At 66.4% G+C, this 21,286-nt stretch carries 20 protein-coding genes; 5 read left to right on the top strand and 15 right to left on the bottom strand.

Annotation, left to right across the window (positions count from 1 at the left end; all coding sequences use genetic code 11):
* Positions 1-12: 12 nt before the first annotated feature.
* Genes aroB through FB547_RS07640 form a run of 7 tightly spaced genes read right to left on the bottom strand, consistent with a single transcriptional unit; the run spans position 13 to position 6,802 of the window.
* Positions 13-1,125 carry a 3-dehydroquinate synthase gene (aroB, locus tag FB547_RS07670; RefSeq protein ID WP_145741013.1) on the bottom strand — a complete coding sequence of 371 codons (1,113 nt, stop codon included), beginning with the start codon at positions 1,123-1,125 and terminating at the stop codon, positions 13-15.
* Positions 1,126-1,156: 31 nt separating this feature from the next.
* On the bottom strand, positions 1,157-1,705 hold the full coding sequence (locus FB547_RS07665; protein ID WP_145741012.1) for a shikimate kinase: 549 nt from the start codon (positions 1,703-1,705) through the stop codon (positions 1,157-1,159).
* Positions 1,706-1,728: 23 nt separating this feature from the next.
* Positions 1,729-3,879 carry a type IV pilus secretin PilQ gene (pilQ, locus tag FB547_RS07660; protein ID WP_145741010.1) on the bottom strand — a complete coding sequence of 717 codons (2,151 nt, stop codon included), beginning with the start codon at positions 3,877-3,879 and terminating at the stop codon, positions 1,729-1,731.
* Positions 3,876-4,418, bottom strand: a complete 543-nt coding sequence (locus tag FB547_RS07655; protein WP_145741008.1) for a pilus assembly protein PilP — start codon at positions 4,416-4,418, stop codon at positions 3,876-3,878. Before FB547_RS07655 ends, pilQ begins: the two co-directional genes overlap by 4 nt.
* Complete coding sequence (locus FB547_RS07650; protein ID WP_145741006.1) at positions 4,415-5,098, bottom strand: type 4a pilus biogenesis protein PilO; 684 nt, start codon at positions 5,096-5,098, stop codon at positions 4,415-4,417. Before FB547_RS07650 ends, FB547_RS07655 begins: the two co-directional genes overlap by 4 nt.
* 7 nt (positions 5,099-5,105) lie before the next feature.
* Positions 5,106-5,726 carry a PilN domain-containing protein gene (locus FB547_RS07645; protein ID WP_145741004.1) on the bottom strand — a complete coding sequence of 207 codons (621 nt, stop codon included), beginning with the start codon at positions 5,724-5,726 and terminating at the stop codon, positions 5,106-5,108.
* Positions 5,723-6,802, bottom strand: coding sequence for a pilus assembly protein PilM (locus FB547_RS07640; protein WP_012746289.1), 1,080 nt, complete (start codon positions 6,800-6,802; stop codon positions 5,723-5,725). The genes FB547_RS07645 and FB547_RS07640 overlap by 4 nt, the downstream gene beginning before the upstream one ends.
* A gap of 238 nt (positions 6,803-7,040) precedes the next feature.
* On the opposite strand from FB547_RS07640, the gene FB547_RS07635 reads away from it, so the two are divergent.
* Positions 7,041-9,449 carry a penicillin-binding protein 1A gene (locus FB547_RS07635; RefSeq protein WP_186454127.1) on the top strand — a complete coding sequence of 803 codons (2,409 nt, stop codon included), beginning with the start codon at positions 7,041-7,043 and terminating at the stop codon, positions 9,447-9,449.
* A gap of 10 nt (positions 9,450-9,459) precedes the next feature.
* Here the strand turns inward: FB547_RS07635 and cyaY are convergent, their stop codons facing one another.
* On the bottom strand, positions 9,460-9,792 hold the full coding sequence (gene cyaY, locus FB547_RS07630; RefSeq protein WP_145740999.1) for an iron donor protein CyaY: 333 nt from the start codon (positions 9,790-9,792) through the stop codon (positions 9,460-9,462).
* Positions 9,793-9,855: 63 nt separating this feature from the next.
* Between cyaY and lptM the strand changes: the two genes are divergently transcribed.
* Both lptM and lysA read left to right on the top strand, forming a co-directional pair.
* On the top strand, positions 9,856-10,077 hold the full coding sequence (gene lptM / locus FB547_RS07625; protein ID WP_145740998.1) for an LPS translocon maturation chaperone LptM: 222 nt from the start codon (positions 9,856-9,858) through the stop codon (positions 10,075-10,077).
* Complete coding sequence (gene lysA / locus FB547_RS07620; protein ID WP_145740996.1) at positions 10,074-11,357, top strand: diaminopimelate decarboxylase; 1,284 nt, start codon at positions 10,074-10,076, stop codon at positions 11,355-11,357. The genes lptM and lysA overlap by 4 nt, the downstream gene beginning before the upstream one ends.
* 30 nt (positions 11,358-11,387) lie before the next feature.
* On the opposite strand, the gene FB547_RS07615 is transcribed toward lysA, so the two are convergent.
* The 5 genes from FB547_RS07615 to FB547_RS07595 all read right to left on the bottom strand — a co-directional run bounded on the left by FB547_RS07615 (position 11,388) and on the right by FB547_RS07595 (position 17,478).
* Positions 11,388-12,056 (bottom strand): sulfite oxidase heme-binding subunit YedZ, encoded by a 669-nt coding sequence (locus tag FB547_RS07615; RefSeq protein WP_145740994.1) that lies wholly within the window; start codon positions 12,054-12,056, stop codon positions 11,388-11,390.
* A 27-nt stretch (positions 12,057-12,083) separates the two neighbouring features.
* Positions 12,084-13,094, bottom strand: coding sequence for a protein-methionine-sulfoxide reductase catalytic subunit MsrP (gene msrP / locus FB547_RS07610; protein WP_145740993.1), 1,011 nt, complete (start codon positions 13,092-13,094; stop codon positions 12,084-12,086).
* A 117-nt stretch (positions 13,095-13,211) separates the two neighbouring features.
* Positions 13,212-14,528 (bottom strand): c-type cytochrome biogenesis protein CcsB, encoded by a 1,317-nt coding sequence (ccsB, locus tag FB547_RS07605; RefSeq protein WP_145740991.1) that lies wholly within the window; start codon positions 14,526-14,528, stop codon positions 13,212-13,214.
* Positions 14,525-16,693, bottom strand: coding sequence for a cytochrome c biogenesis protein ResB (locus FB547_RS07600; protein ID WP_145740989.1), 2,169 nt, complete (start codon positions 16,691-16,693; stop codon positions 14,525-14,527). Before FB547_RS07600 ends, ccsB begins: the two co-directional genes overlap by 4 nt.
* A gap of 116 nt (positions 16,694-16,809) precedes the next feature.
* The gene (locus FB547_RS07595) at positions 16,810-17,478 is read right to left on the bottom strand and encodes a c-type cytochrome (RefSeq protein ID WP_145740987.1); all 669 of its coding nucleotides are present in this window, start codon (positions 17,476-17,478) and stop codon (positions 16,810-16,812) included.
* 70 nt (positions 17,479-17,548) lie between these two features.
* Here FB547_RS07595 and yihA point away from each other — a divergent pair, with 70 nt between their 5' ends.
* Positions 17,549-18,292 carry a ribosome biogenesis GTP-binding protein YihA/YsxC gene (yihA, locus tag FB547_RS07590; protein WP_145740985.1) on the top strand — a complete coding sequence of 248 codons (744 nt, stop codon included), beginning with the start codon at positions 17,549-17,551 and terminating at the stop codon, positions 18,290-18,292.
* A gap of 78 nt (positions 18,293-18,370) precedes the next feature.
* A complete protein-coding gene (locus FB547_RS07585; protein ID WP_145740983.1) occupies positions 18,371-19,282 on the top strand; it encodes an alpha/beta fold hydrolase in 912 nt (303 codons plus the stop codon).
* Positions 19,283-19,294: 12 nt separating this feature from the next.
* On the opposite strand, the gene FB547_RS07580 is transcribed toward FB547_RS07585, so the two are convergent.
* Both FB547_RS07580 and FB547_RS07575 read right to left on the bottom strand, forming a co-directional pair.
* Positions 19,295-20,179, bottom strand: a complete 885-nt coding sequence (locus FB547_RS07580; protein WP_145740981.1) for a lipid A biosynthesis acyltransferase — start codon at positions 20,177-20,179, stop codon at positions 19,295-19,297.
* Complete coding sequence (locus FB547_RS07575; protein ID WP_012746276.1) at positions 20,176-21,072, bottom strand: lysophospholipid acyltransferase family protein; 897 nt, start codon at positions 21,070-21,072, stop codon at positions 20,176-20,178. Before FB547_RS07575 ends, FB547_RS07580 begins: the two co-directional genes overlap by 4 nt.
* Positions 21,073-21,286: the final 214 nt, after the last annotated feature.

Here is a 21,286-nt window from a genome sequence, read left to right as displayed (position 1 = left end):
TCGGCGCCGCGCTCATTCCGCCTGGCAGCACCGCGCGAGCACTTCGCGCACCAGCGCGTCGGGCGCGCTGCTGACGGCAGCGGAGCCCGGTTTGTCGATCACCACGAAGCGGATCTCGCCGGCTTCGGATTTCTTGTCGACCCGCATCAGTTCGAGATAGCGCTCCGCTCCCAGCGCGGGGCCGACGGTCGGCAGGCCGGCACGCCCGATCAGCCGCGTGAGCCGTTCGACGAACGCCGCATCGACGCCGCCGAGCCGCTGCGACAGGTGCGCCGCCATCACCATGCCGCAGCCGACCGCTTCGCCATGCAGCCACTCGCCGTAGCCCAGGCCCGACTCGATCGCATGGCCGAAGGTGTGGCCGAAGTTCAGGATGGCCCGCAGGCCGGTCTCGCGCTCGTCCTGGCCGACGACCAGCGCCTTGATCTCGCAGCTGCGCTTGACCGCGTAGGCGAGTGCCGCCGGCTCGCGCGCCACCAGCGCGTCGACATTCGCCTCGATCCAGTCGAAGAAAGCCATGTCGTGGATCGGACCGTACTTGATGACCTCGGCCAGGCCCGCGCTGAGCTCGCGCGGCGGCAGCGTCTGCAGCGTGCCCAGGTCGCACACCACCAGCTGCGGCTGGTAGAACGCGCCGATCATGTTCTTTCCGAGCGGGTGGTTGATGGCGGTCTTGCCGCCGACCGACGAATCGACCTGCGCCAGCAGCGTGGTCGGCACCTGCACAAAGGGTACGCCGCGCATGTAGCTGGCGGCGGCAAAGCCCGTCATGTCGCCCACCACGCCGCCGCCCAGGGCGAACAGCACGGTCTTGCGGTCACTGCCGTGGCCGAGCAGCGCATCGAAGATGAGGTTCAGGGTCTCAAGGTTCTTGTGCACCTCGCCGTCGGGCAGCTCGAGCAGGTGCACGGTGCGGAAGCGCCCGGCCAACGCCGCTCGCAAGGCCTGGGCGTAGAGCGGCGCCACCGTGGTGTTGCTGACGACCAGCGCACTGGCGGCCGCGGGCACGGCGGCGAAGCTCTGGGGGTCGTCCAGCAGGCCGGCGCCGATCAGGATCGGGTAGCTGCGTTCGCCGAGCTGGATGTCGACGCGTTCTGGCGGTGCGGAGGGTGCGGGCAATGGCATGCAGCGAGTTTAGGCGCTGCGCGCCGGCGCTTCAGTCGGAGGGCTCTTCGGGCGGCGTGCCCGCGGCCACGATGCCGGCGAGCTCCAGCTGCATCACGATGATGTTCACCAGCATGGTGATCGAGGGGCGGCCGGTGTCGACCACCTCGTGGGCCGTCTCGCGGTAGAGCGGATCGCGGGCATCGTGCAGTTCGCGCAGCCGCCCCAGCGGATCGGCCACCTGCAGCAGGGGCCGCTTGACGTCGTGGCGCAGGCGCCGGAACAGGTCTTCGGGCGAGGAGCGCAGGTAGATTACATGGAAGTGGTCGCGCAGCTGCCGGCGGTTGGCCTCGCGCAGCACGGCGCCGCCACCCGTGGCCAGCACGCCGTGGGGCCGGACGGCGAGGTCGGCGATGACGGCCTGCTCGAGGTCGCGGAAGGCGATTTCGCCCTCGCGCTCGAAGTAATCGCGGATCGAGCAGCCGATGCGCTGCTCGATCACGTGGTCGGTGTCGACGAAGGGAAGGTCCAGGCGTGCGCCCAGGCGCCGGCCCACTGCGGACTTTCCGGCGCCGGGCAACCCGACGAGTGCGATCGCCACGCGGTGGCTGCTACGCCCGCGCGTCAGCGCGCGGCGTTGCGGTCGGTAATCATCTTCGGAGTGATAAAGACGAGCATTTCGGTCTTGTTGGCAACGCGTTCGCGCTTGCGGAACAGTGCACCCAGGTAGGGCACTTCACCCAGCACCGGCACGCGCGATTCGTCATTGGTTTCGGTGAGTTCGAAGATACCACCGATGACGACCGTGCCGCCGTTCTCGACCAGCACCTCGGTCTGCACGTGCTTGGTGTTGATGGCCGGGCCGGCCGAGGTGTTGACGCCGCGGGCATCCTTGCTCACGTCGAGCGTGAGGATGATGTTGCCTTCGGGCGTGATCTGCGGCGTGACCTCGAGCTTCAGCACCGCCTTGCGGAACGAAATGGAGGTGGCGCCGCTGGACGTGGCCTGCTGGTAGGGAATTTCCTCGCCCTGCTCGATCAGCGCCTTGGTCTGGTCGGCCGTGATGACGCGGGGGCTCGAGACCAGCTTCCCCTTGCCGTCGGCCTCGAGCGCCGAGATCTCGAGGTTCAGCATGCGCGAAAAGCTCGAGTTGAACAGCGAGATCGCGAAGGTGCCTGCCGCATTGCCGGTGCCGCCGGCATCGCCTGCGGGCAGGTTGATGAAGTTGGAGTTGGTCCAGGTGGTCGTCGCAGTGTTTCCGCTGCCGTTGGTACCTGCGGTGACCGTGGGCATCATGCCCAGGTTGGCGAAGGCCCGGTTCCCCGACGAGGAGGCGAAGCGCTCGCCAGCGATACCGCCGCCGAGCCGCACGCCCAGCGACTTGCCGAAGGTGTCGGAGGCTTCCACGATCCGCGCCTCGATCAGCACCTGGCGAACCGGAATGTCGAGCTTCTGGATCAGGTCGGCCACCTGCGCCAGGCGAGACGGGATGTCCGACACGAACAGCTGGTTGGTGCGCGACTCGGCGATCACGCTGCCGCGCGGGCTCAGGATGCGCGTGGTGGTGCCGGAGCCGCCCCCGCCGCCGGCCGAGGCGCCGGTGCCGGTCAGGCCCTGCGCAATGGCGATCGCCTTGGTGTAGTTGAGCTGGAACGACTGGGTGCGCAGCGGCTCCAGGTTCTCGATGGCGGCCTTGGCTTCGAACTCGAGCTTTTCCTTGGCGTTGATTTCGTCCTTGGGCGCGATCCACAGCACGCTGCCGTTCTTGCGCATGCCCAGGTTCTTCGCCTGCATGATGATGTCCAGGGCCTGGTCCCAGGGCACGTCCTTCAGCCGCAGCGTCAGCGCGCCGGTGACCGAGTCGGAGGTCACGATGTTGAAGTTGGTGAAGTCGGCGATCACCTGCAGCAGCGAGCGGATCTCGATGTTCTGGAAGTTCAGCGAGAGCTTCTCGCCGGTGTAGCCCACGCCCTGCGTCAGCTTGGTCGGGTCCACCTTGCGGGCGCGAACCTCCACCACGAACTGGTTTTCGCTCTGGTAGGCGCTGTGCTCCCAGTCGCCCTTGGCCTCGATCGTCATGCGCACGCGGTCGCCCGACTGCTGCGAGGTGATCAGCTGCACCGGCGTGTTGAAGTCGGCCACGTCGAGGCGGCGGCGCAGCCCCTCGGGCAGGGTCGACTTGGTGAACTCGACCACCAGGTTCTTGCCCTGCTGGCGGACGTCGACGCCCACCTGGTTGTTCGGCAGGTCGACGATCACGCGGCCGGTGTTGTCCGCACCCAGGCGGAAGTCGACGTCGCGCAGCGGCAGGGTGTCGCGGTTGCGGTTCTCGGCAAAGACGGTGGGCGTGGACGACGCCAGCGCGGTGCCGGCCGCGGGCTCGAGAATCACCAGCAGCGACTTGCCCTGGATCTCGGTCTTGTATGCGGTTGCCTGCTTGAGGTTGAGCACCACCCGGCTGCGCTCGCCGGCCTGAACCACATTGACGGAACGCAGGTTGCCCTGGTTCACCTCAATGGCGGAGCGGCCGATGGCGTTGGTGACGCCCGGGAAATCGAGCGCGATGCGCGCCGGCGTCTGCACGGCGAAGCCGGTCGGCAGGGCCGTGAGTGGCTGGGCGAGGTCGATGCGGATCACCTCCGCGCCGGACTGCGTCGAACTGGTCACCGCCTCGATGGCGTTTTGCGCATGGGCCAAAGCGAAAGCGCCAAGTGCCAGCAGACCCAGCCCCGCAGCTCGCAGCCGCTGTGCCATCGTTGATTTTTTATGATTCATTTCGCACTCTCTTGCAGCTGCAATGTCGCCACGCGTTCGATCCATTCACCGGCGGCGTCCTGCACGATCTCACGCAGGGCGATTTCGGTTTCGTTGATACGGGTAATGCGCCCGTAGTTGAGGCCCAGGTACTCGCCCACCCGCACCTTGTAGAGCAGCTTGTCGACGCGAACCAGCGCCACCGGCTGGCCGTTGCGGTTCATGCTGCCCACCATGGCCATCGAGTCGAGCGGGAAGGCTTCGAGCGCCTCCTTGCGGCGCACCAGCTCGGGGGCGATCAGTTCCGACGTGCTGGGCTGGTTCGATTCCCGGCGCAGCGCCTGGGTCAGCTTCAGCAGGTTGAACGGCTCGAACGCCGCGCCCTCGGTGTAGGCCTGGGGGGTGAATTTCTTGGGTTCCGTGATCGGCGGCACCGTGGGCTTGACCTGGGCGCGCTGCTCGACCATCCAGCGGCGCAGGTCTTCCTGCTCCGAGTCGGCGCAGGCGCTCAGGCCCAGGGCGGCCGCAACCAGCCAAAGGAGTTTGGCGGTCGTCCTCATTTCTTCGCCTTCGGCGCCGCGGCGCGTTTCTGGGCCGCTCGCTCTTCGTCATCGAGATAGCGGTAGGTGCGTGCCGTGGCATCCATCGTGAGGGTGCCGTCCTTGTCTTTTTGCTGCGGAGTGATCGTGAGGTTGTTCAGCGTCACGATGCGCGAGAGGCTCGCGATGTCGGCGGCGAAGGAGCCGATGTCGTGGTAGCGGCCGGTCACGCGCACGGCGATCGGCAGTTCCGCGTAGTAGTCCTTCACCGAAACCTGTCCCGGGCGGAACAGCTCGAACTGCAGGCTGCGTCCGAGGCCGGCCTGGTTGATGTCGGACAGCAATGCGTCCATTTCCGCCTTGCTGGGCAGCTGCTTCTCGAGCAGCGTCACGTATTGCTGCACCTGCTCGCGCTGCTTCTTCAGCAGATCGAGGTTGGCGGCCAGCGCCACCTTCTTCTGGTAGTCGGCGCGCAGCGTGACTTCCTTGGCGCGCTCGCTCTCGAGCTCGTCGTTCGAATTGGTGAGCCAGAGGAACCACAGGCCGGCCAGCACCAGCGCGGTCACCGCCAGGCACAGGGCGTAGCGGGGCACCGCCGGCCATGCGGACGGGTCGTTCGGGTTCAGGTTGCGGAACTGGTCGCCGAAGCCGCGCAGCGCCGCGCCGACGTCCATTTTTTGAGAGGGGCGATTGCTTGCCATGATCCGTCTACCCCTTGACTGGCGCCGCTGCAGCCAGCGCCTTGTCGGCGGCGGCCTTCTGCGCGTCGGTCGGCCGCTTGAGGCCGATGCGCATCGTGAAGTTCGCCACGCGGCGCTGGTCGCGCTGACTCAGGCTCACCGTCGCGGACGTGATTTCGACCAGTTCGGGCTTGACCAGCCACGGACTGTTGTTGCCCAGGTTGCGCAGCAGCTCCGAGACGCGCTCGTTCGACTGTGCCATGCCCTGCAGCGTGACGGTCTGGTTGTCCTGCTTCATGCTGGTCAGGTAGACGCCGTCGGGCAGCTGGCGAACCAGTTCGTTGAGCAGGTGCACCGGCAGGTTGCGGTCGCCCTGGAGGTCTTCGACCGCCTGCTGGCGTGCGCGCAGCGCGGCAATTTCTTCCTGCAGGGTCGAGATTTCCTTGATTTCGACTTCGAGCTTGGTGATCTCGGTCTTCAGGAAATTGTTCTTGGCCTGCTGGGCCGAGATCTGAGCCTCGAACCACAGATAGCCCAGGCCGGCGATCAGCACGCCCAGCAAGGCGGCTGCGCCTAGGGTGCCGTAGAACGCTTCGCGGCGCCGCTTGCGCGCGGCTTCGCGATGCGGAAGCAGGTTGATGAGGATCACTGCACGAACCTCCGCATGGCCAGGCCGCAAGAGGTCAGGTAGGAAGGCGCTTCGCGCCGAACCTTCTTCTCGCGGATGTTCGGACCCAGTTCCATGCCGTCGAACGGGTTCACGAGCGAACACGCGAACGATGTCTGGCGCGTCACGGCGCTGGTGAGGCTGGGCAGCGAGGCCGAGCCGCCTGCAAGCAGCACGTAGTCCACACGGTTGTGGGGCGTGCTGGTGAAAAAGAACTGCAGCGCACGGGCAATTTCCTGCGCGATGCTTTCCACGAAGGGCTTCAGGACGCCCGAGCCGTAGTCGTCGGGCAGGTCGCCGCTGCGTTTCTTGGCTTCGGCCTCTTCGGCCGAGAAACCGTACTGGCGCACGATCAGCTGGGTCAGCTGCGCGCCGCCGAAAGCCTGGTCGCGGTCGTACAGCACTTCCTGGTTGCGCAGCACCTGCATGCTGGTGGTGAAGGCACCCACTTCGAAAAGCGCCACCACGGCATCGAGGCCCTTGCCGGGCAATTGCTCGATCAGGCGGGCGGTCGCGAGCCGGGAGGCATAGGACTCGACGTCGAGGATCACCGCCTTCAGCCCGGCCGCTTCGGCCAGGCCTTCGCGGTCCTGGACCTTTTCCTTGCGGGACGCGGCAATCAGCACCTCGACGTCGCCGGCAGAGGCGGTGCTCTGCCCGGTGACGCAGAAATCGAGGCTGACTTCGTCGAGCGAGAACGGGATGTACTGGTTGGCTTCGGACTCGACCTGGATTTCGAGCTCCTGCTCGCTCATGCCGCCCGGAAGAATGATCTTCTTGGTGATGACCGCCGAAGGAGGCAGCGCCAGCGCGACGTTGCGGGTGCGGGTGCCGCTCTTGCGCACGACGCGGCGGACGGCTTCGGCCACTTCGTCGAACTTCTCGACGTTGCCGTCGGTGATCCAGCCCCGTTCCAGGGGTTCGATCGCGCAGCGCTCGAGAACCAGCTTGCCACTGGCTTCACGGCCGAGCTCGACCAGCTTCACGCTGGAGGAGCTGACATCCAGGCCGAGCATGGGGGCGTTCTGACGGCGAAACAATGATCCGAAAGCAGCCAAGTTAGGTCCCTTTACCCCTGCATTTGTAACCAATGGAAAAATTTGCGTTCGGTTGCATGCTAGCAGCAGGCGTACCGGCGACCAAGCAACCCCCGCCGGCAAAATGGCGGACCGTTGTCAAAAGCTGACGCCGAAGCCACATTTGGTAACTTTTGGTTTAGCCCGCAACGATGCACACAAGTTCGGCCCGTGGCAAGGGGGCGGCTTTTTATAATGTGCGGTGACTCCCCGGGCCCACATGCAAGAAACTTCACGCCCCAAAGGGCCAGCCAAGACCCCTCCTTCCACACGACCAGCCTGGCTGAAATGGCTGCTGCGCTTCATGGTCTGGGGGTTCGGCATCGCCGCGGCCGGTGTTCTGGCGTTGCTGTGCGTGATCGCCGTCGCCCTGGCTGTGGCCTACCCCAACCTTCCCGACATCTCCGAGCTGTCGGACTACCGGCCGAAACTGCCGCTGCGGGTCTTCTCCGCGGAGGGCATCCTGATTGGCGAATTCGGCGAGGAGCGACGCAATCTAACCCCGATCGCGGCAATCCCCAAGCTCGTGAAGGAGGCGGTGTTGGCTGCTGAAGACACGCGCTTCTACGACCATGGCGGCGTCGACTACAAGGGCATGGTGCGCGCCGGGCTGGCCAACATGAACCGCGTGAAGAGCCAGGGCGCGTCGACCATCACGATGCAGGTGGCGCGCAACGTCTACCTGAGCTCCGAGAAAACGCTGACCCGCAAGATCTACGAGGTGCTGCTCACCTTCAAGCTGGAGCACCTGCTCACCAAGGACCAGATCTTCGAGATCTACCTGAACCAGATCTACCTGGGCAACCGCGCCTACGGCTTCGCGGCCGCATCGGAAGCGTATTTCGGCAAGCCGCTGCAGGAGCTCTCCATTGCGCAGGCGGCCATGCTGGCGGGCCTGCCGAAGGCGCCGGGCGCAAACAACCCCGTCAACAACCCGCAGCGCGCGCGTGGCCGCCAGTTCTATGTGATCGACCGCATGCAGGATGCAGGCTTCATCACCGCCGAGCAGGCCGCCGAAGCCAAGAAAGAGGAATTGCACCTGCGCGATGCGGCCGACCCGAACCGGCTGCACGCCGAATACGTGGCTGAAACCGTGCGCCAGCTGATGTATGCGCAGTATGGCGACAGCACCTACACGCGCGGACTCAAGGTCTACACCTCGCTGGTCGCCGCCGACCAGGCTGCGGCATACAAGGCCCTGCGCAAGGGCATCATGGATTACGAGCGGCGCCAGATTTACCGCGGCCCCGAGAAATTCGTCGATTTGCCCAACGACCCGAAGGAGCTCGACGATGCGGTGGACGACGCCCTGACCGACCATCCCGACAACGGCGACGTGATGGCGGCGGTGGTGCTCAAGGCCAATGCCAAGGAAATCTCGGCCGTGCGCGGCAACGGCGACCCGGTGCAGATCACAGGTGAGGGCCTCAAGCCCGCACAGTCCGGCCTTTCCGACAAGGCGCCGCCCAACATCAAGATTCGGCGCGGCGCGGTGATCCGCGTGGTGAAGACGCCCAAGAACACCTGGGAAATCACCCAGCTGCCCGAAGTGGAAGGCGCCTTCGTCGCCATGGATCCGCGCGACGGCGCCATCAAGGCGCTGGTGGGCGGATTCGATTTCGGCAAGAACAAGTTCAACCACGTCACGCAGGCCTGGCGCCAGCCGGGCTCGAGCTTCAAGCCCTTCATCTATTCGGCTGCGCTCGAAAAGGGCTTCACGCCGGCCACGGTCATCAACGACGGGCCCCTGTTCTTCGATGCCGGCACCACCGGCGGCCAGCCCTGGGAGCCCAAGAACTACGGCGGGGGCTACGACGGCCCGATGTCGATGCGCACCGCGCTCATGAAGTCGAAGAACCTGGTCTCGATCCGCATCCTGCAGTCGATCGGTACGCGCTACGCCCAGGAATGGATCACCAATTTCGGCTTCGACAAGGACAAGCACCCGGCCTACCTGCCGATGGCGCTGGGCGCCGGCGCGGTCACGCCGATGCAGATGGCCACCGCCTATTCGGTGTTCGCCAACGGCGGCTACCGCGTCAATCCCTACCTGGTGACGCGCATCACCGACCACAAGGACAAGGTGCTGGTCGACAAGCAGCCGCCGCTGCTCAACGAAACGATCCGCGCCATTCCCCAGCGCAACGCGTTCATCATGGACACGCTGCTGCAGTCGGTGGCGCGCGCCGGCACCGCCGCCAAGGCCCAGGCCATGCTCAAGCGGCCCGACCTCTACGGCAAGACCGGCACCACCAACGACTCACTCGATGCCTGGTTCGCCGGCTTCCAGCCCACGATGACGGCCATCTCCTGGATCGGATACGACACGCCGCGCAACCTGGGCGACCGCGAAACCGGCGGCGGCCTGAGCCTGCCGATCTGGATCAACTACATGGAAACGGCGATCAAGGGCGTGCCCGTGACCGATCTTTCCGCCACGCCGCCGTCCGGCGTCGTGAGTGTGGGGGGCGAGTGGTACTACGACGACTACGCGCCGGGCCGCGGCGTGTCCAGCCTCGGCGTGGACACGCCGTCATCGCCGCCGGCCGAGTCCCTGAGCGGTGTTCCGGTGAGCCCGCCTCCGCCGCCCGAGGAGCGCAATCGCATCCTCGACCTCTTCAGGAACTGAAACTGATGGTTCAGGCAGCCGCAAACTCCAGCGGCTGCCCGGCCTGAAGGCTCGCTTCACGCGAAAGATTTCCGAAGAATTCCTCGCCGGTCTTGGTGTCGACCCAGGCCTTGCCATCGTAGCGGTAGTGGTAGCCGCCGGAGCGCGCGGCAAGCCAGATTTCCTGCAGGGGCTTCTGCAGGTTCACGATCAGCTGGCTGCCGTTCTTGAATGAAATCGTGATCATGCCGCCCACGCGCTGGTTGTCGATGTCGGCGTCGGTCGCATCGTTGATGCGATCGCAGCCCAGCTCGATGGCGGCGAGCGCGGCTTCGGCGCGGTCCATGTATTCGGAGTCGGTCATTACAATTTCGTTATGTTGAATGTTCGTCAAATTCTAGTGAGCGCCCCCGCCCGCGCTGTGCTCATGGTCAGTCTTGCCGCGGCGGCGGCCGCTTTGTCTGCCTGCGGCCAGCGCGGACCGCTGTTCCTGCCGACCGATCCGGCGGCGGCCCAGCGTGCCACCCTGCCTCAGCTGCTGACCCCCGGCGGCCCGCGCGCCGCTTCGGACGCAGAAGCCGCGCCCAAGCCCGCTGCGGCCAGCAGCGCCCCGGCTCCGGCCACCCCCAGCACCGGAACGCAAAAGTGACGAACGCTTCCTCGACCCTTCCCGGCCATCCGCACATTGCGCATCGCGACGGCGCGCTCCACGTCGAAGGCCTTGGCCTGGACGCGCTGGCCCGCGAGCATGGCACGCCGCTGTTCGTCTATTCGAAGCAGTGGATGCTCGACGCGCTGGCCGCCTACCAGCGCGGCTTCGAGGGCCGCAGGGCCCTGATCTGCTATGCAATGAAGGCGAATTCGTCGCTCGGCGTGCTGCGCGTGTTCGCCGAAGCCGGCTGCGGCTTCGACATCGTCTCGGGCGGAGAGCTGGCGCGCGTGCTTGCCGTGGGCGCCGACCCGGCCAAGATCATCTTCTCGGGTGTGGGCAAGACCCGCGCCGAAATGCGGCAGGCGCTGGCGGCCGGCATCGCCTGCTTCAACGTCGAGAGCGAAGCCGAGCTCGACGTGCTCAACGAAGTGGCGCTGGCCGAAGGGCGCCGCGCGCCCATCAGCATCCGCATCAATCCGAACGTCGACCCGAAGACGCATCCCTACATTTCCACCGGCCTCAAGGGCAACAAGTTCGGCATTGCCCATGACCGTGCGGTCGAGGCGTATCGGCATGCCGCCAGGCTGCCGGGACTCGAGGTGGTCGGCATCGACTGCCACATCGGCTCGCAGATCACCGAGGCCTCGCCCTACCTGGACGCCTGCGACCGGGTGCTCGACCTGGTCGAGGCCATCGAGGCGGCCGGGGTGCCCATTCACCACCTCGACTTCGGCGGCGGCCTGGGCATCGACTACAACGGCGAAGTGCCGCCCAAGGCCGATGCGCTGTGGCAGCAGCTGCTCGCACGGCTCGACGCCCGCGGCTTCGGACAGCGCAAGCTCGTCGTCGAGCCGGGCCGTTCGCTGGTCGGCAATGCGGGCGTGTGCGTGACCGAGGTGCTCTACACCAAGCCGGGCGAAGACAAAAATTTCTGCATCGTCGACGCGGCCATGAACGACCTGCCGCGGCCCGCGATGTACCAGGCGTTCCAGAAGATCGTGCCGCTGCGCATCCGCGGCGGCGACGCGCCGGCCTACGACGTGGTCGGCCCGGTCTGCGAAAGCGGCGACTGGATCGGCCGCGACCGCGCGCTCAACGTGGTGGCCGGCGACCTGCTGGCGGTGCTGTCGGCCGGTGCGTACTGCATGAGCATGGCCAGCAACTACAACACGCGCGGCCGGGCCGCCGAAGTGCTGGTGAGCGGCCGGACCGCCACGCTGATCCGCCGCCGCGAGACGATTGAAGACCAGCTGCGCAGCGAGCAGATCGAGGGCTGATCCGCGCGGGATCGGCGTGGTTCGCGCCGGTCAGCCGGTGCTGCTGCGCAGCGCCTTCTCGCTGCTGCTGCCGCCGCGCACGCCGGCCGACGGCTTCGGCCTGCGCTTGCTCGCGTAGTTCCACACGCGCCACCCGAGCAGCGCCGCGATGATCGCGGCGTAGACGAACACCTCGGCAAAGTTGTTCTTGCCCGCACGCATCCAGAAGAAGTGCAACAGGCCCAGGCCGGCAATCAGGTAGACCAGCTTGTGCAGCATCTGCCAGCGCTTGGCCCCCATGGCCTTGATGGCGCGGTTGAACGAGGTGGCCGCCAGCGGCGTCAGCAGCACGAAGGCCGAGAACCCCACCAGGATGAACGGCCGCTTGGCAATGTCCTTGGCGATGTCGGCCCACTCGAAGCCCATGTCGAACCAGCTGTAGCACAGCAGGTGCAGCACCACGTAGAAATACGCGAACAGGCCCAGCATGCGGCGAAAGCGCGCCAGCGCATTGGTCTTGGTCATCACGCGCAGCGGCGTCACCGCGAGCACGATGCAGATGAAGCGCAGGGTCCAGTCGCCGGTGGCGCGGATCAGGAACTCGGCCGGATTCGCGCCCAGCCCGTCGGTGAACGCGCCATAGGCCAGCCACGCGAACGGCAGCAGGCACAGCAGGAAGATGGCCGGCTTGGCCGCCGGATGCATGAGCAGCTTGTTCATGGGGCAAGGGCCGCGTGCGGTGCCGGCTCAGTAGTTCTTCTTCAGGTCCATGCCCGCATAGAGCTGGCCGACCTGGGCTTCGTAGCCGTTGAAGATCAGCGTCTTGTTGCGCTTGGCGAAGAGTCCGCCGCCGTCGCCGATGCGCCGCTCGGTGGCCTGGCTCCAGCGCGGATGGTCGACATTCGGATTGACGTTCGAATAGAAGCCGTATTCCTGTGCCGCCGCCTTGTTCCAGGCCGTGCCCGGCTCCTTCTCGACGAAGCGGATCTTGACGATCGACTTGGCCGACTTGAACCCGTACTTCCACGGCACCACGATGCGCACCGGCGCGCCATTCTGGTTGGGCAGCACCTCGCCGTACATGCCGAAGGCCAGCAGCGTGAGCGGGTGCATGGCTTCGTCCATGCGGAGCCCCTCGGTGTAGGGCCAGTCGAGCACGCGCGAGCCCACGAAGGGCATGGTCTTGGGATCAGCCAGGGTCACGAACTCCACGTACTTCGCATTGCCCTGCGGCTCGACCCTCTTGATGAGCTCCGCCAGCGAATAGCCCACCCAGGGAATGACCATCGACCAGCCCTCGACGCAGCGCAGGCGATAGATGCGCTCTTCCTGCGCGCTGAGCTTGAGCAGGTCTTCGATGCCGTACTTGCCGGGCTTCTTGACCAGGCCCTCGACCTCCACGGTCCAGGGACGGGTCTTGAGCGTGCCGGCGTTCTTGACCGGGTCGCCCTTGTCGGTGCCGAACTCGTAGAAGTTGTTGTAGCTCGTCGCGTCCTTGTAGTCGGTGAGCTTTTCCATCGTCTGCGCACCCGGCACGGCGGACTTGGCCCCCGGCAGCAGCGCCAGCTTGTGCGGGCCCGTGGCCTGGGCGAAGGCCTCGCGCCCCGCAAAGCTCGCGAGCGCGGCACCGGCTGCGCCGCCGGCCATCAGCTTGAGCAAGTCGCGCCGGCTCTCGTAGACGGCGCGCGGCGTGATCTCGCTCGAAAGCGGATGGATGAAACCGCTGCTGCGACCCTGCGGACGGGAATGGAACGACATGTGATGGCCTTTCGCGTGAATCGTTGTGCTCAGGGTAGTTCGTGGAATTCCCTGGTCCGGTTACGCGCGATCGCTGCGCGTGGTTTCAATTCTTCGCGAAAAGGCCGGCAGCCCCGCCTACAGCGTGCCGTAGCTGTGCAGTCCGCTCAGGAACATGTTCACGCCAAGGAACGCGAAGGTGGTCACCGCCAGGCCGCCCAGCGCCCACCAGGCGGCCACGGTACCGCGCAAACCCTTGACCAGCCGCATGTGCAGCCAGGCCGCGTAGTTGAGCCAGACGATCAGGGCCCAGGTTTCCTTCGGGTCCCAGCTCCAGTAGCCGCCCCAGGCGTCGGCCGCCCACAGGGCACCGAGCACGGTGGCAATGGTGAAGAATGCGAAGCCGACCGTGATCGACTTGTACATCACGTCGTCGAGCACCTCGTTGGCGGGCAGCCGGGCGGCAATGCGCCGGCGGCCGAGCAGGATGCCCGCAGCAATCAGCGCGGAAATGCCCGCATAGATCACCCAGTAGCTGCCGCCGGCCTCCTGCACGCGCTGGCGGAAGGCCACCGGCACGAAGCACAGCGCCACGCCCAGGAGCCAGATCGGCGTGAGCTTGTACCAGCGCGTTTCCTCAGCCTGCTCCTTGATGAGGTAGGCGAAGGCCACCATGGCAGCGAGCGCGAAGGTGCCGTAGCCAATGAAGTTGGCGGGCACGTGCAGCTTCATCCACCAGCTCTGCAGCGCGGGCACCAGCGGCTGGATCTCGTGCGCATTGCGCACCAGCGTGTACCAGAGCAAAAAGCCGACCGCCGCGCTCACCACCAGCATCACGAAGGCGCCGAGCGTGCGCGTGCCGTAGCGCGATTCGAAGTAGAGATAGAAAGCCGTCGTGAGCCAGCAGAACAGCACGAACACTTCGTACAGGTTGCTGACCGGAATGTGGCCGATATCGGGCCCCAGCAGGTGGCTCTCGTACCAGCGCACCATGGTGCCGATGAGCGCCATGGCAATGGCGGCCCAGGCCAGGCGCGAACCGATCAGCTCGAAGGTGTCGCCCTGCTTGCCGCCGAAGAAACCGAGCCAGTAGAACAGCGTGCTCATGAAGAACAGCACGCTCATCCAGAGAATGGCCGACTGGCTCGACAGGAAGTACTTGAGCCAGAACACCGTGTCCGCGCGGGCCAGGTCGCCCTGGTAGGAACTGATGGCCAGCAGCGAGGCCGCGGCCACCACGATGGCCAGCACCCGCAGCGGACGCCAGAACCAGCCAATCGCAATGACCGAGATCATCGCGGCGGCGAGGATGGGCTTTTCGTAGGAGTCCATCGAGCCCGCATAGCGCGCAAAGGCGAACAGGCCGCCCGCCAGCACCAGCGCCGCAAACACCCAGTCGAAGAGGTTGCGGCGCGAAAACCAGCTTTCGTGCAGCGTGAGGGTGGTGGTATTCATGGTGACGCCGGTCCTTCTGTCTTCAAGGCAAGCAGCTTGTGCTTGAGGTGCTCGAACTCGCGATCGCTGTCGATGGTCTTGCGGTTGACCGAGAAGGCCATCGTGGCGGCCGTGGTGTTGTCTCCAGAGCCCGCGCCATCGGGGGTGAGCCACACCCAGAGCCGGCGCTCGCGCACGTACAGCATGGCAAAAATCCCGACGATCAGCAACAGGCAGCCCAGATAGACCACGTTCTTGCCGGGCGCGCGCGCCACCTGGAACACGCTGGCCTGCACCTGGGTGAAGTCGGTCATCATCATGGCGACCGGCGCCGGATAGAAGTACGCGTCGCTGATGGCCAGCACCGCCTGGGTCAGGAAGGCCTGCGACTTCTCGTCGCTCGGCAATGCTGCGAGCCCTGCGCCTTCGCGGCTCAGGTTGAGCGCCTCGAACAGTACGTCGTTGAGGATGCGCACCAGCACCGCACCGGCGCGTTCGCGCTCGGCCTCGGGCACGTTGGCTTCCATGAATTCCGCAATCGCCTGCCAGCCCCCCAGCGTGGTGGCGTCGGCCTTGGCGCGCTCGCTGCCTGCAAACAGGGCGAGCGCGCGCGCCGCCGAAACGCGCAGCTGTTCGGCCATTTCGGGCCGCTTCGGATCGACCGCCTTGGCGATGTAGCGCTCGACCGCGCGGTTGCGGGTGTCGGCGTCGGCCAGCGCGCTGCGCATGCGCACGAAGCCGTCCATGGAGCCTTGCTCGTCGGCCGGCACGCGCAGGTAGCGGAACGGCTCCTCGGGCTTCTCGCGCATGCCGAGCAGGAACACCGGCTGGCCGTCGCCGGTATCGACCGGCACCATGTAGTTCTGGTACTCGCGCGCCTGGCCGGCGGCATCGCGCAGCTTGTAGCCGATGCTCGGGCCGATGTTGCGCAGCACCTTGGGCTTGCTGGTCTTGTTGGCGGCGCCCAGGCGCGATTCGATGTCGTGGCGCAGGTCGACCTTGCGTACGTCGGCGCCGCTGCCCATGGCGCCGCCGTCGGCGAAGTTCTCGACGTTGATCACGCGCAGCGCGGCGTATTCGAGCGTGAGCTTTTCGCGGCCGTTGGTGATTTCGGTGCTCGGCCCGCCGATGACGCCCTCGACCTCGAAGGGCTTGGCCGCAGCCGCCATCGGCACCGCCTTGAGCTTCACCTTGGAGCCGCCGTCGTCGAAGCTCGACTGGTAGATTTCCACGCCCTTGTAGCTGGCCGGATGGTTGACCTCGATGCGCGCGGGCACCTGGGCGCCGGTCTCGCGGTCATGCAGCACCACCTCGCTCGCGAACAGCTTGGGCATGCCGGTCGAGTAGTAGTCGACGATGAACTTCTTGAGCTCGATCGAGAACGGCAGCTCCTGCAGCAGCACGCCGTCGGACTGCTGCAGGATGGCCACGCTGCCCTGCGCGCCCTCGGGCACCAGGATGTTGCCGCGGAAGGTCGGGTTGCGCGGCGACAGCCGGTGCTGTGGCGGCACATCGGCGATCATGCCGCCGCCGGTGAACACGCTCTTGCCGTTGAACCAGGTCTGGGCCCGCACCACCAGGTCGCCGTCGAGCAGGCCGCCGATGCACACCAGCACGATCGCGCTGTGGGCGGCGATGTAGCCCAGCTTGTGGGCACCGCCCGCGCGCGCGGCCACCATCCAGCCGGCTTCGGCATGGCCGCCCGCGGCTTCGCGCTGCTGGAGCTTGACCTTCCATCCGCCGCTCACCAGCAACTGGCCGATGCGGTTGGCCGCCGCGGCGGGCGCCTCGTCGAGCCGGCTCTCGGCGCGCTGGCCGAAGGCCTTGAGGCTCTGCGCGCGGATGCCTTCCTTGAAGGTCTTCAGGTCGATGAAGATGCGCGGCGTGTTGCGCGCGATGCACAGCGAGGTGCTGATCACCAGGAACAGCAGGATCAGCAGGAACCACCAGGCGCTGTAGACCGAATCGAGCCTGGCCGCGCGGAACAGCTCGGCCCAGAACGGCCCGAACTGGTTGATGTAGTTGTTGATCGACTCGTGCTGCTTGAGCACGGTGCCGATGATCGATGCGATGCAGATGACGGTGAGCAGCGCAATCGCGAAGCGCATCGACGAAAACAGTTCCACCGCAGCGCGGAGCACTTGCGGGCCGCGATGAACGCGAAGGCCGTGGGTGGAGACAGACATCGGTCGATGGGAAAAAAGAAACAGGGAAAAAGCAAAGGGCGGGCCATCCAGCTGGATCGGCCCGCCCTCTGTTTGGGTTTTTTATCGGCGGTTAGTTCACGCTGAAGCGCGTGGTGTCAGCGCAGGCCGGCGATGTAATCTGCAACAGCCTTGATTTCGCGGTCGTTGAGCTTTGCGGCCACGCCGGTCATGGGAGCGCTGTTCTGGCGCACGTTGTCCCGGAAAGCAACAAGCTGTGCCACCGTGTAGTCGGCATGCTGGCCGCCCAGGCGCGGGTACTGCGCGGGCATGCCGGCGCCATTGGGGCTGTGGCAGCCGGCGCAGGCCGGGATCTGGCGATCGGAAACGCCGCCGCGGTAGATCTTCTCGCCCAGCGCGACCAGGTCCTTCTCCTTGGAGAAGCCGGTCTTGATCTTCTTGGAGCCCACGAACCAGGCGATGTTGCGCATGTCCTCGTCGGACAGCTTGGCCGCCATGGGCTGCATGATCGCGCTCTTGCGCTTGCCGGACTTGAATTCCTGCAGCTGCTTTAGGATGTATTCGGGGTGCTGCTGCGCCAGCTTGGGGTTGGCCGCAATGGCCGAGTTGCCGTCCGCGTTGTGGCAGGAAGCGCAGGCCTGGGCGGCGGAATTGAACAGCGCGTCGCCCTTGGCGGGATCGGGCTTGGCCGGCTTGGCCGCGACGGGTCCGTCAGCTGGCGCGGCGGCGTGCTCGTCGGCCGCGAGGCTAGCGCTGGCTGCGACGCCCATGAGGGCTGCAAGCAGAAAATTGGCAAACAACTTCATATCGGGGGCTCGATTTATTGGCGCAAAACCGCGCGATTCTACAATGGCAGCCCGTTCCGAAAGCTCATTGATGATCACCCCGTCGCGCAAGCACGCTGCTCCCCCTTCCCGCGCGACCCCTGCCGTGGACCCTCTTGTCGCCGAGCGCGAACGCACCGCGCTCGGCTGGCTGCACACGGCGCACTTCCTCACCAGCGCCCCGCAGCTGGAGCATCTGCCCCCGCTCGACCTGCCCGAAATCGCCTTTGTCGGCCGCTCGAACGCGGGCAAATCGACCGCCATCAACACGCTCACGCAGCAGACGCGCCTGGCCTTCGCCTCCAAGACGCCGGGCCGCACGCAGCACATCAACCTGTTCGGCGTCGGCAAGCAGAAGGCCGACGACGCCGTGCTGGCCGACCTGCCCGGCTACGGCTATGCCGCCGTTCCCAGGGAAGCCAAGCTGCGCTGGCAGCGCGTCATGGGCAACTACCTGATGACGCGCGAGAACCTGCGCGGCGTGGTGCTGATGTGCGACCCGCGCCACGGCATGACCGAGCTCGACGAGATCCTGCTCGACGTGATCCGTCCGCGCGTGGAGCAGGGGCTCAAGTTCCTCGTGCTGCTGACCAAGTCCGACAAGCTCACGCGCAGCGAGGGCGCCAAGGTGCTGTCCATTACGCGACTGCAGGCCGGCGGTGGCGAGGTCAAACTGTTCTCCGCCCTCAAGAAACAGGGCGTGGGCGAAGCCGCCGAGCTGCTGTGGCGCTGGGCGCATCCACCCGGAGAAGAAAAACCGGAGGCGGCCCAGCCGGCCGCGCCGCAAGACACCTAGGCGAAAACCGGCGCGGGCCGTTTCATCTGCGTGATCCACTATGAAAACAATAGCAACGAAAGTTGAAGGAGACCCCGCATGATCGAGACGTTCCAGCGCAGCCTGCCCAACGGAATCACGCTGAGCTGCCGCGCAACCGGCACGCCCGGGCGACCGCTGATGATGTTCCTTCATGGTTTTCCCGAAGCCGCCTTCATCTGGGACGAACTGCTCGAGCACTTCGCCCAGCCTGAACACGGCGGCTACCGCTGCGTCGCGCCCAATCTGCGCGGCTTCGAAAAGTCGAGTGCGCCCACCGAGGTGGCCGCATACAAGGCCCACCTGCTGATCCAGGACATCCAGCAACTGGCGGCCACCGAAAGCGCCGACGGCACCATGGCTGCCCTGGTCGCGCACGACTGGGGCGGCGCTTTCGGCTGGGGCTATGCCAATGCCTTTGCGCAGCAGGTCGGCAAGCTGGTCATCATCAATTCGCCGCACCCCGGCACCTTCACGCGCGAGCTGCGCCACAACCCGGCGCAGCAGCAAGCCAGCGCCTACATGAACTTTCTCGCCAGGCCCGATGCCGAGGCCCTGCTCTCGGCCGACGACTTCAAGCGCATGTGGCCCTTCTTCACCTTGATGAAGGCCGGGCCCGATGGCTTCGGCTGGCTGACCGAGGATGTGAAGCAGCGCTACCGAGAAGTGTGGAATGCGGGCCTCACGGGCGCCTGCAACCTGTATCGCGTCACGCCGATGAAGCCGCCGTTGCCGGGCCAGAGCATCGACGGCATTCCGGTGCTGCCGCGCGAGCGGCTCACCATCGACGTGCCGACCTTCGTCTTCTGGGCGCTCGACGACGCTGCGCTGCTGCCGGGCCTGCTCGAAGGCCTGGAAGACTACGTGCCGAAACTCGAGGTCAAGAAGGTGCCCAACGCCACCCACTGGATCGTGCACGAGCAGCCGCAGCTGGTCGCGCGCGAGATCGAAGCCTTTCTTGCCAGGGGCTGAAGCGGCTCCGCTTCAGTAGATCGGCGGCGCGCCTTCGGGCCGCGTCTTGAAGCGGCGGTGCACCCAGTAGTACTGCGAAGGCATCGTGTCGATGTAACCCTGCAGCCGCTGGTTCATGAGCGCCGTGTCGGCCTCGACGTCGTCGGTCGGGAAGTTCTGCCAGGCCGGCCGCACTTCGATCTCGTAGCCGCCAGGCGTGAGCTTCGCGATCACCGGCACCACCTTCGCCTTGCCCAGCCGCGCGAAGCGCGAGAGCGAGGGCACCGTGGCCGCCTGCACGCCGTAGAACGGCACGAAGATCGTCTGGTCGCGGCCGAAGTCCATGTCGGGCAGCAGGTACAGGAGGCCGCCCTTGCGCAGGCCCGCGAGCACCGGCTTGATGCCGTCGACGCGGTTGAGCGCCGCGACGTTGCCGAAGCGCGTGCGGCCTTCGCGGATCCATTCGTCGACCATCGGATCGCGCTGGGTCGTGTAGATGGTGGCCGAGGGCCGCGCCGTGTGCATGGTCAGCGCAGTGGCTGCCGCGTCGAGGCCGTAGAAATGCGGCGCAAACAGGATCATCGGCTCGTCGCCATCGGCAATCTCGCGGATCTCCGCCGCCGCGCCGACCACCTTGAGCCGGCGGGCCACCACCTTTTCGGGCGCATGCCAGAGCCAGCTGCGGTCGAGCCAGGACTGCGCCACGTAGACGAAGGTCTCGCGCGCGATGCGGCGGCGTTCGGCTTCGGATTTGCCGGGAAAGCACACGGCCAGGTTGGTGTCGACCACGCGCCGCCGCGGCAAGGCGATGGTGTGCAGCACCCGGCCGAGCAGCGCGCCGAAACCGCGCACCAGCGGCAGGGGCAGCGGCGCGATCGCGCGCATGAAAGCGATGCCGAGGCGGGAACCGAGACTCATCGTGCCTGCTCCCCGGGCTGGGCCGCCACCGCGGTTTCGCCGCGCGGCTCCTTGTAGCGCGCGTAGTCCCACACGTACTGCCCCGGCAGGCTGTGGATCAGGCGCCCGATGGCGTCGTTCATGGCGGCAGCCGCGGCCTCGATGGGCGCCGCCGGATCGGTGAGCGGCGTACCCACGATCGGCTCGAAGCGGATCACGTAGCCCGCGCCGCGCGGCAGCCTTTCGCACACGCTCAGGAAGCAGGCGGCGCCGGTTTGCTGCGCGAGCCGCGGCAGCAGCGTCATGGTGTAGGCCGGCCGGCCGAGAAAGGGCGCCCACACCCCCTGCCCCAGCGGCGGCACCTGGTCGGGCAGGATGCCGGTGTAGCCGCCGCTGCGCAGCGTGCGGATGAGGCCGCGCACGCCGGTGTTGTTGGTGGGCAGAGTCTGCAGGCCGGGCCGGTCGCGCGAGCCGGCGGCGATGAGCTCGGCCATCCACTTCTTGCGCGCGGGACGGAACAGCGCGGTGATCGGCCCGAAGGTCTCGAGAAAGCGTTCGCCGATCGCCTGGCCGCACATCTCCCAGCTGCCCAGGTGCGGCGCCACGAGGATCACGCCCTTCTTCTCCCGCATGGCGGCCTCGAAGGCCTCCACGCCTTCCCAGCGCACCACGCGGCGCAGCACGCTCTCGCCCTGCGGACGCAGCCAGAGCCAAGGCAGCTCGGCGGCCATCTGGCCGGCGGCTGCGATGGCGGGTCGGTATTGCCCGGGGGTGAAGCCGGCGCTCTCGGCATTGGCCTTGAAGCGGCGGCGGTAGTCGGGCGCGCAATACCAGACGATCCAGCCCAGCAGTGCGCCGAGTCGATGCATCACGGGCATCGGTACGCGGGCAAGCAGGCGGAACAGGGTGACCATAGGCAACAGGGAGTGAAAACCAGGACGCGCGCGCACGATTTGGCGCGGCTCGAATAGAATGCAAATTGTCGCCGAGTTACGGAACAACTTGCAGGGCGACAAACACAAGCGCAAAAGCGATTGTGCCCCGCCGATTCGTCGGCATCTGCTAAAGCGTTCGCCAGGGCTCCGCAGAGTTGGCAACGCGCCAAATCACTTCAAGGAGCTTTGAACA

Source organism: Variovorax beijingensis, from assembly GCF_007828835.1.
Taxonomy (GTDB): domain Bacteria; phylum Pseudomonadota; class Gammaproteobacteria; order Burkholderiales; family Burkholderiaceae_C; genus Variovorax; species Variovorax beijingensis_A.
This window is presented reverse-complemented; position numbering and strand designations above follow the sequence as displayed.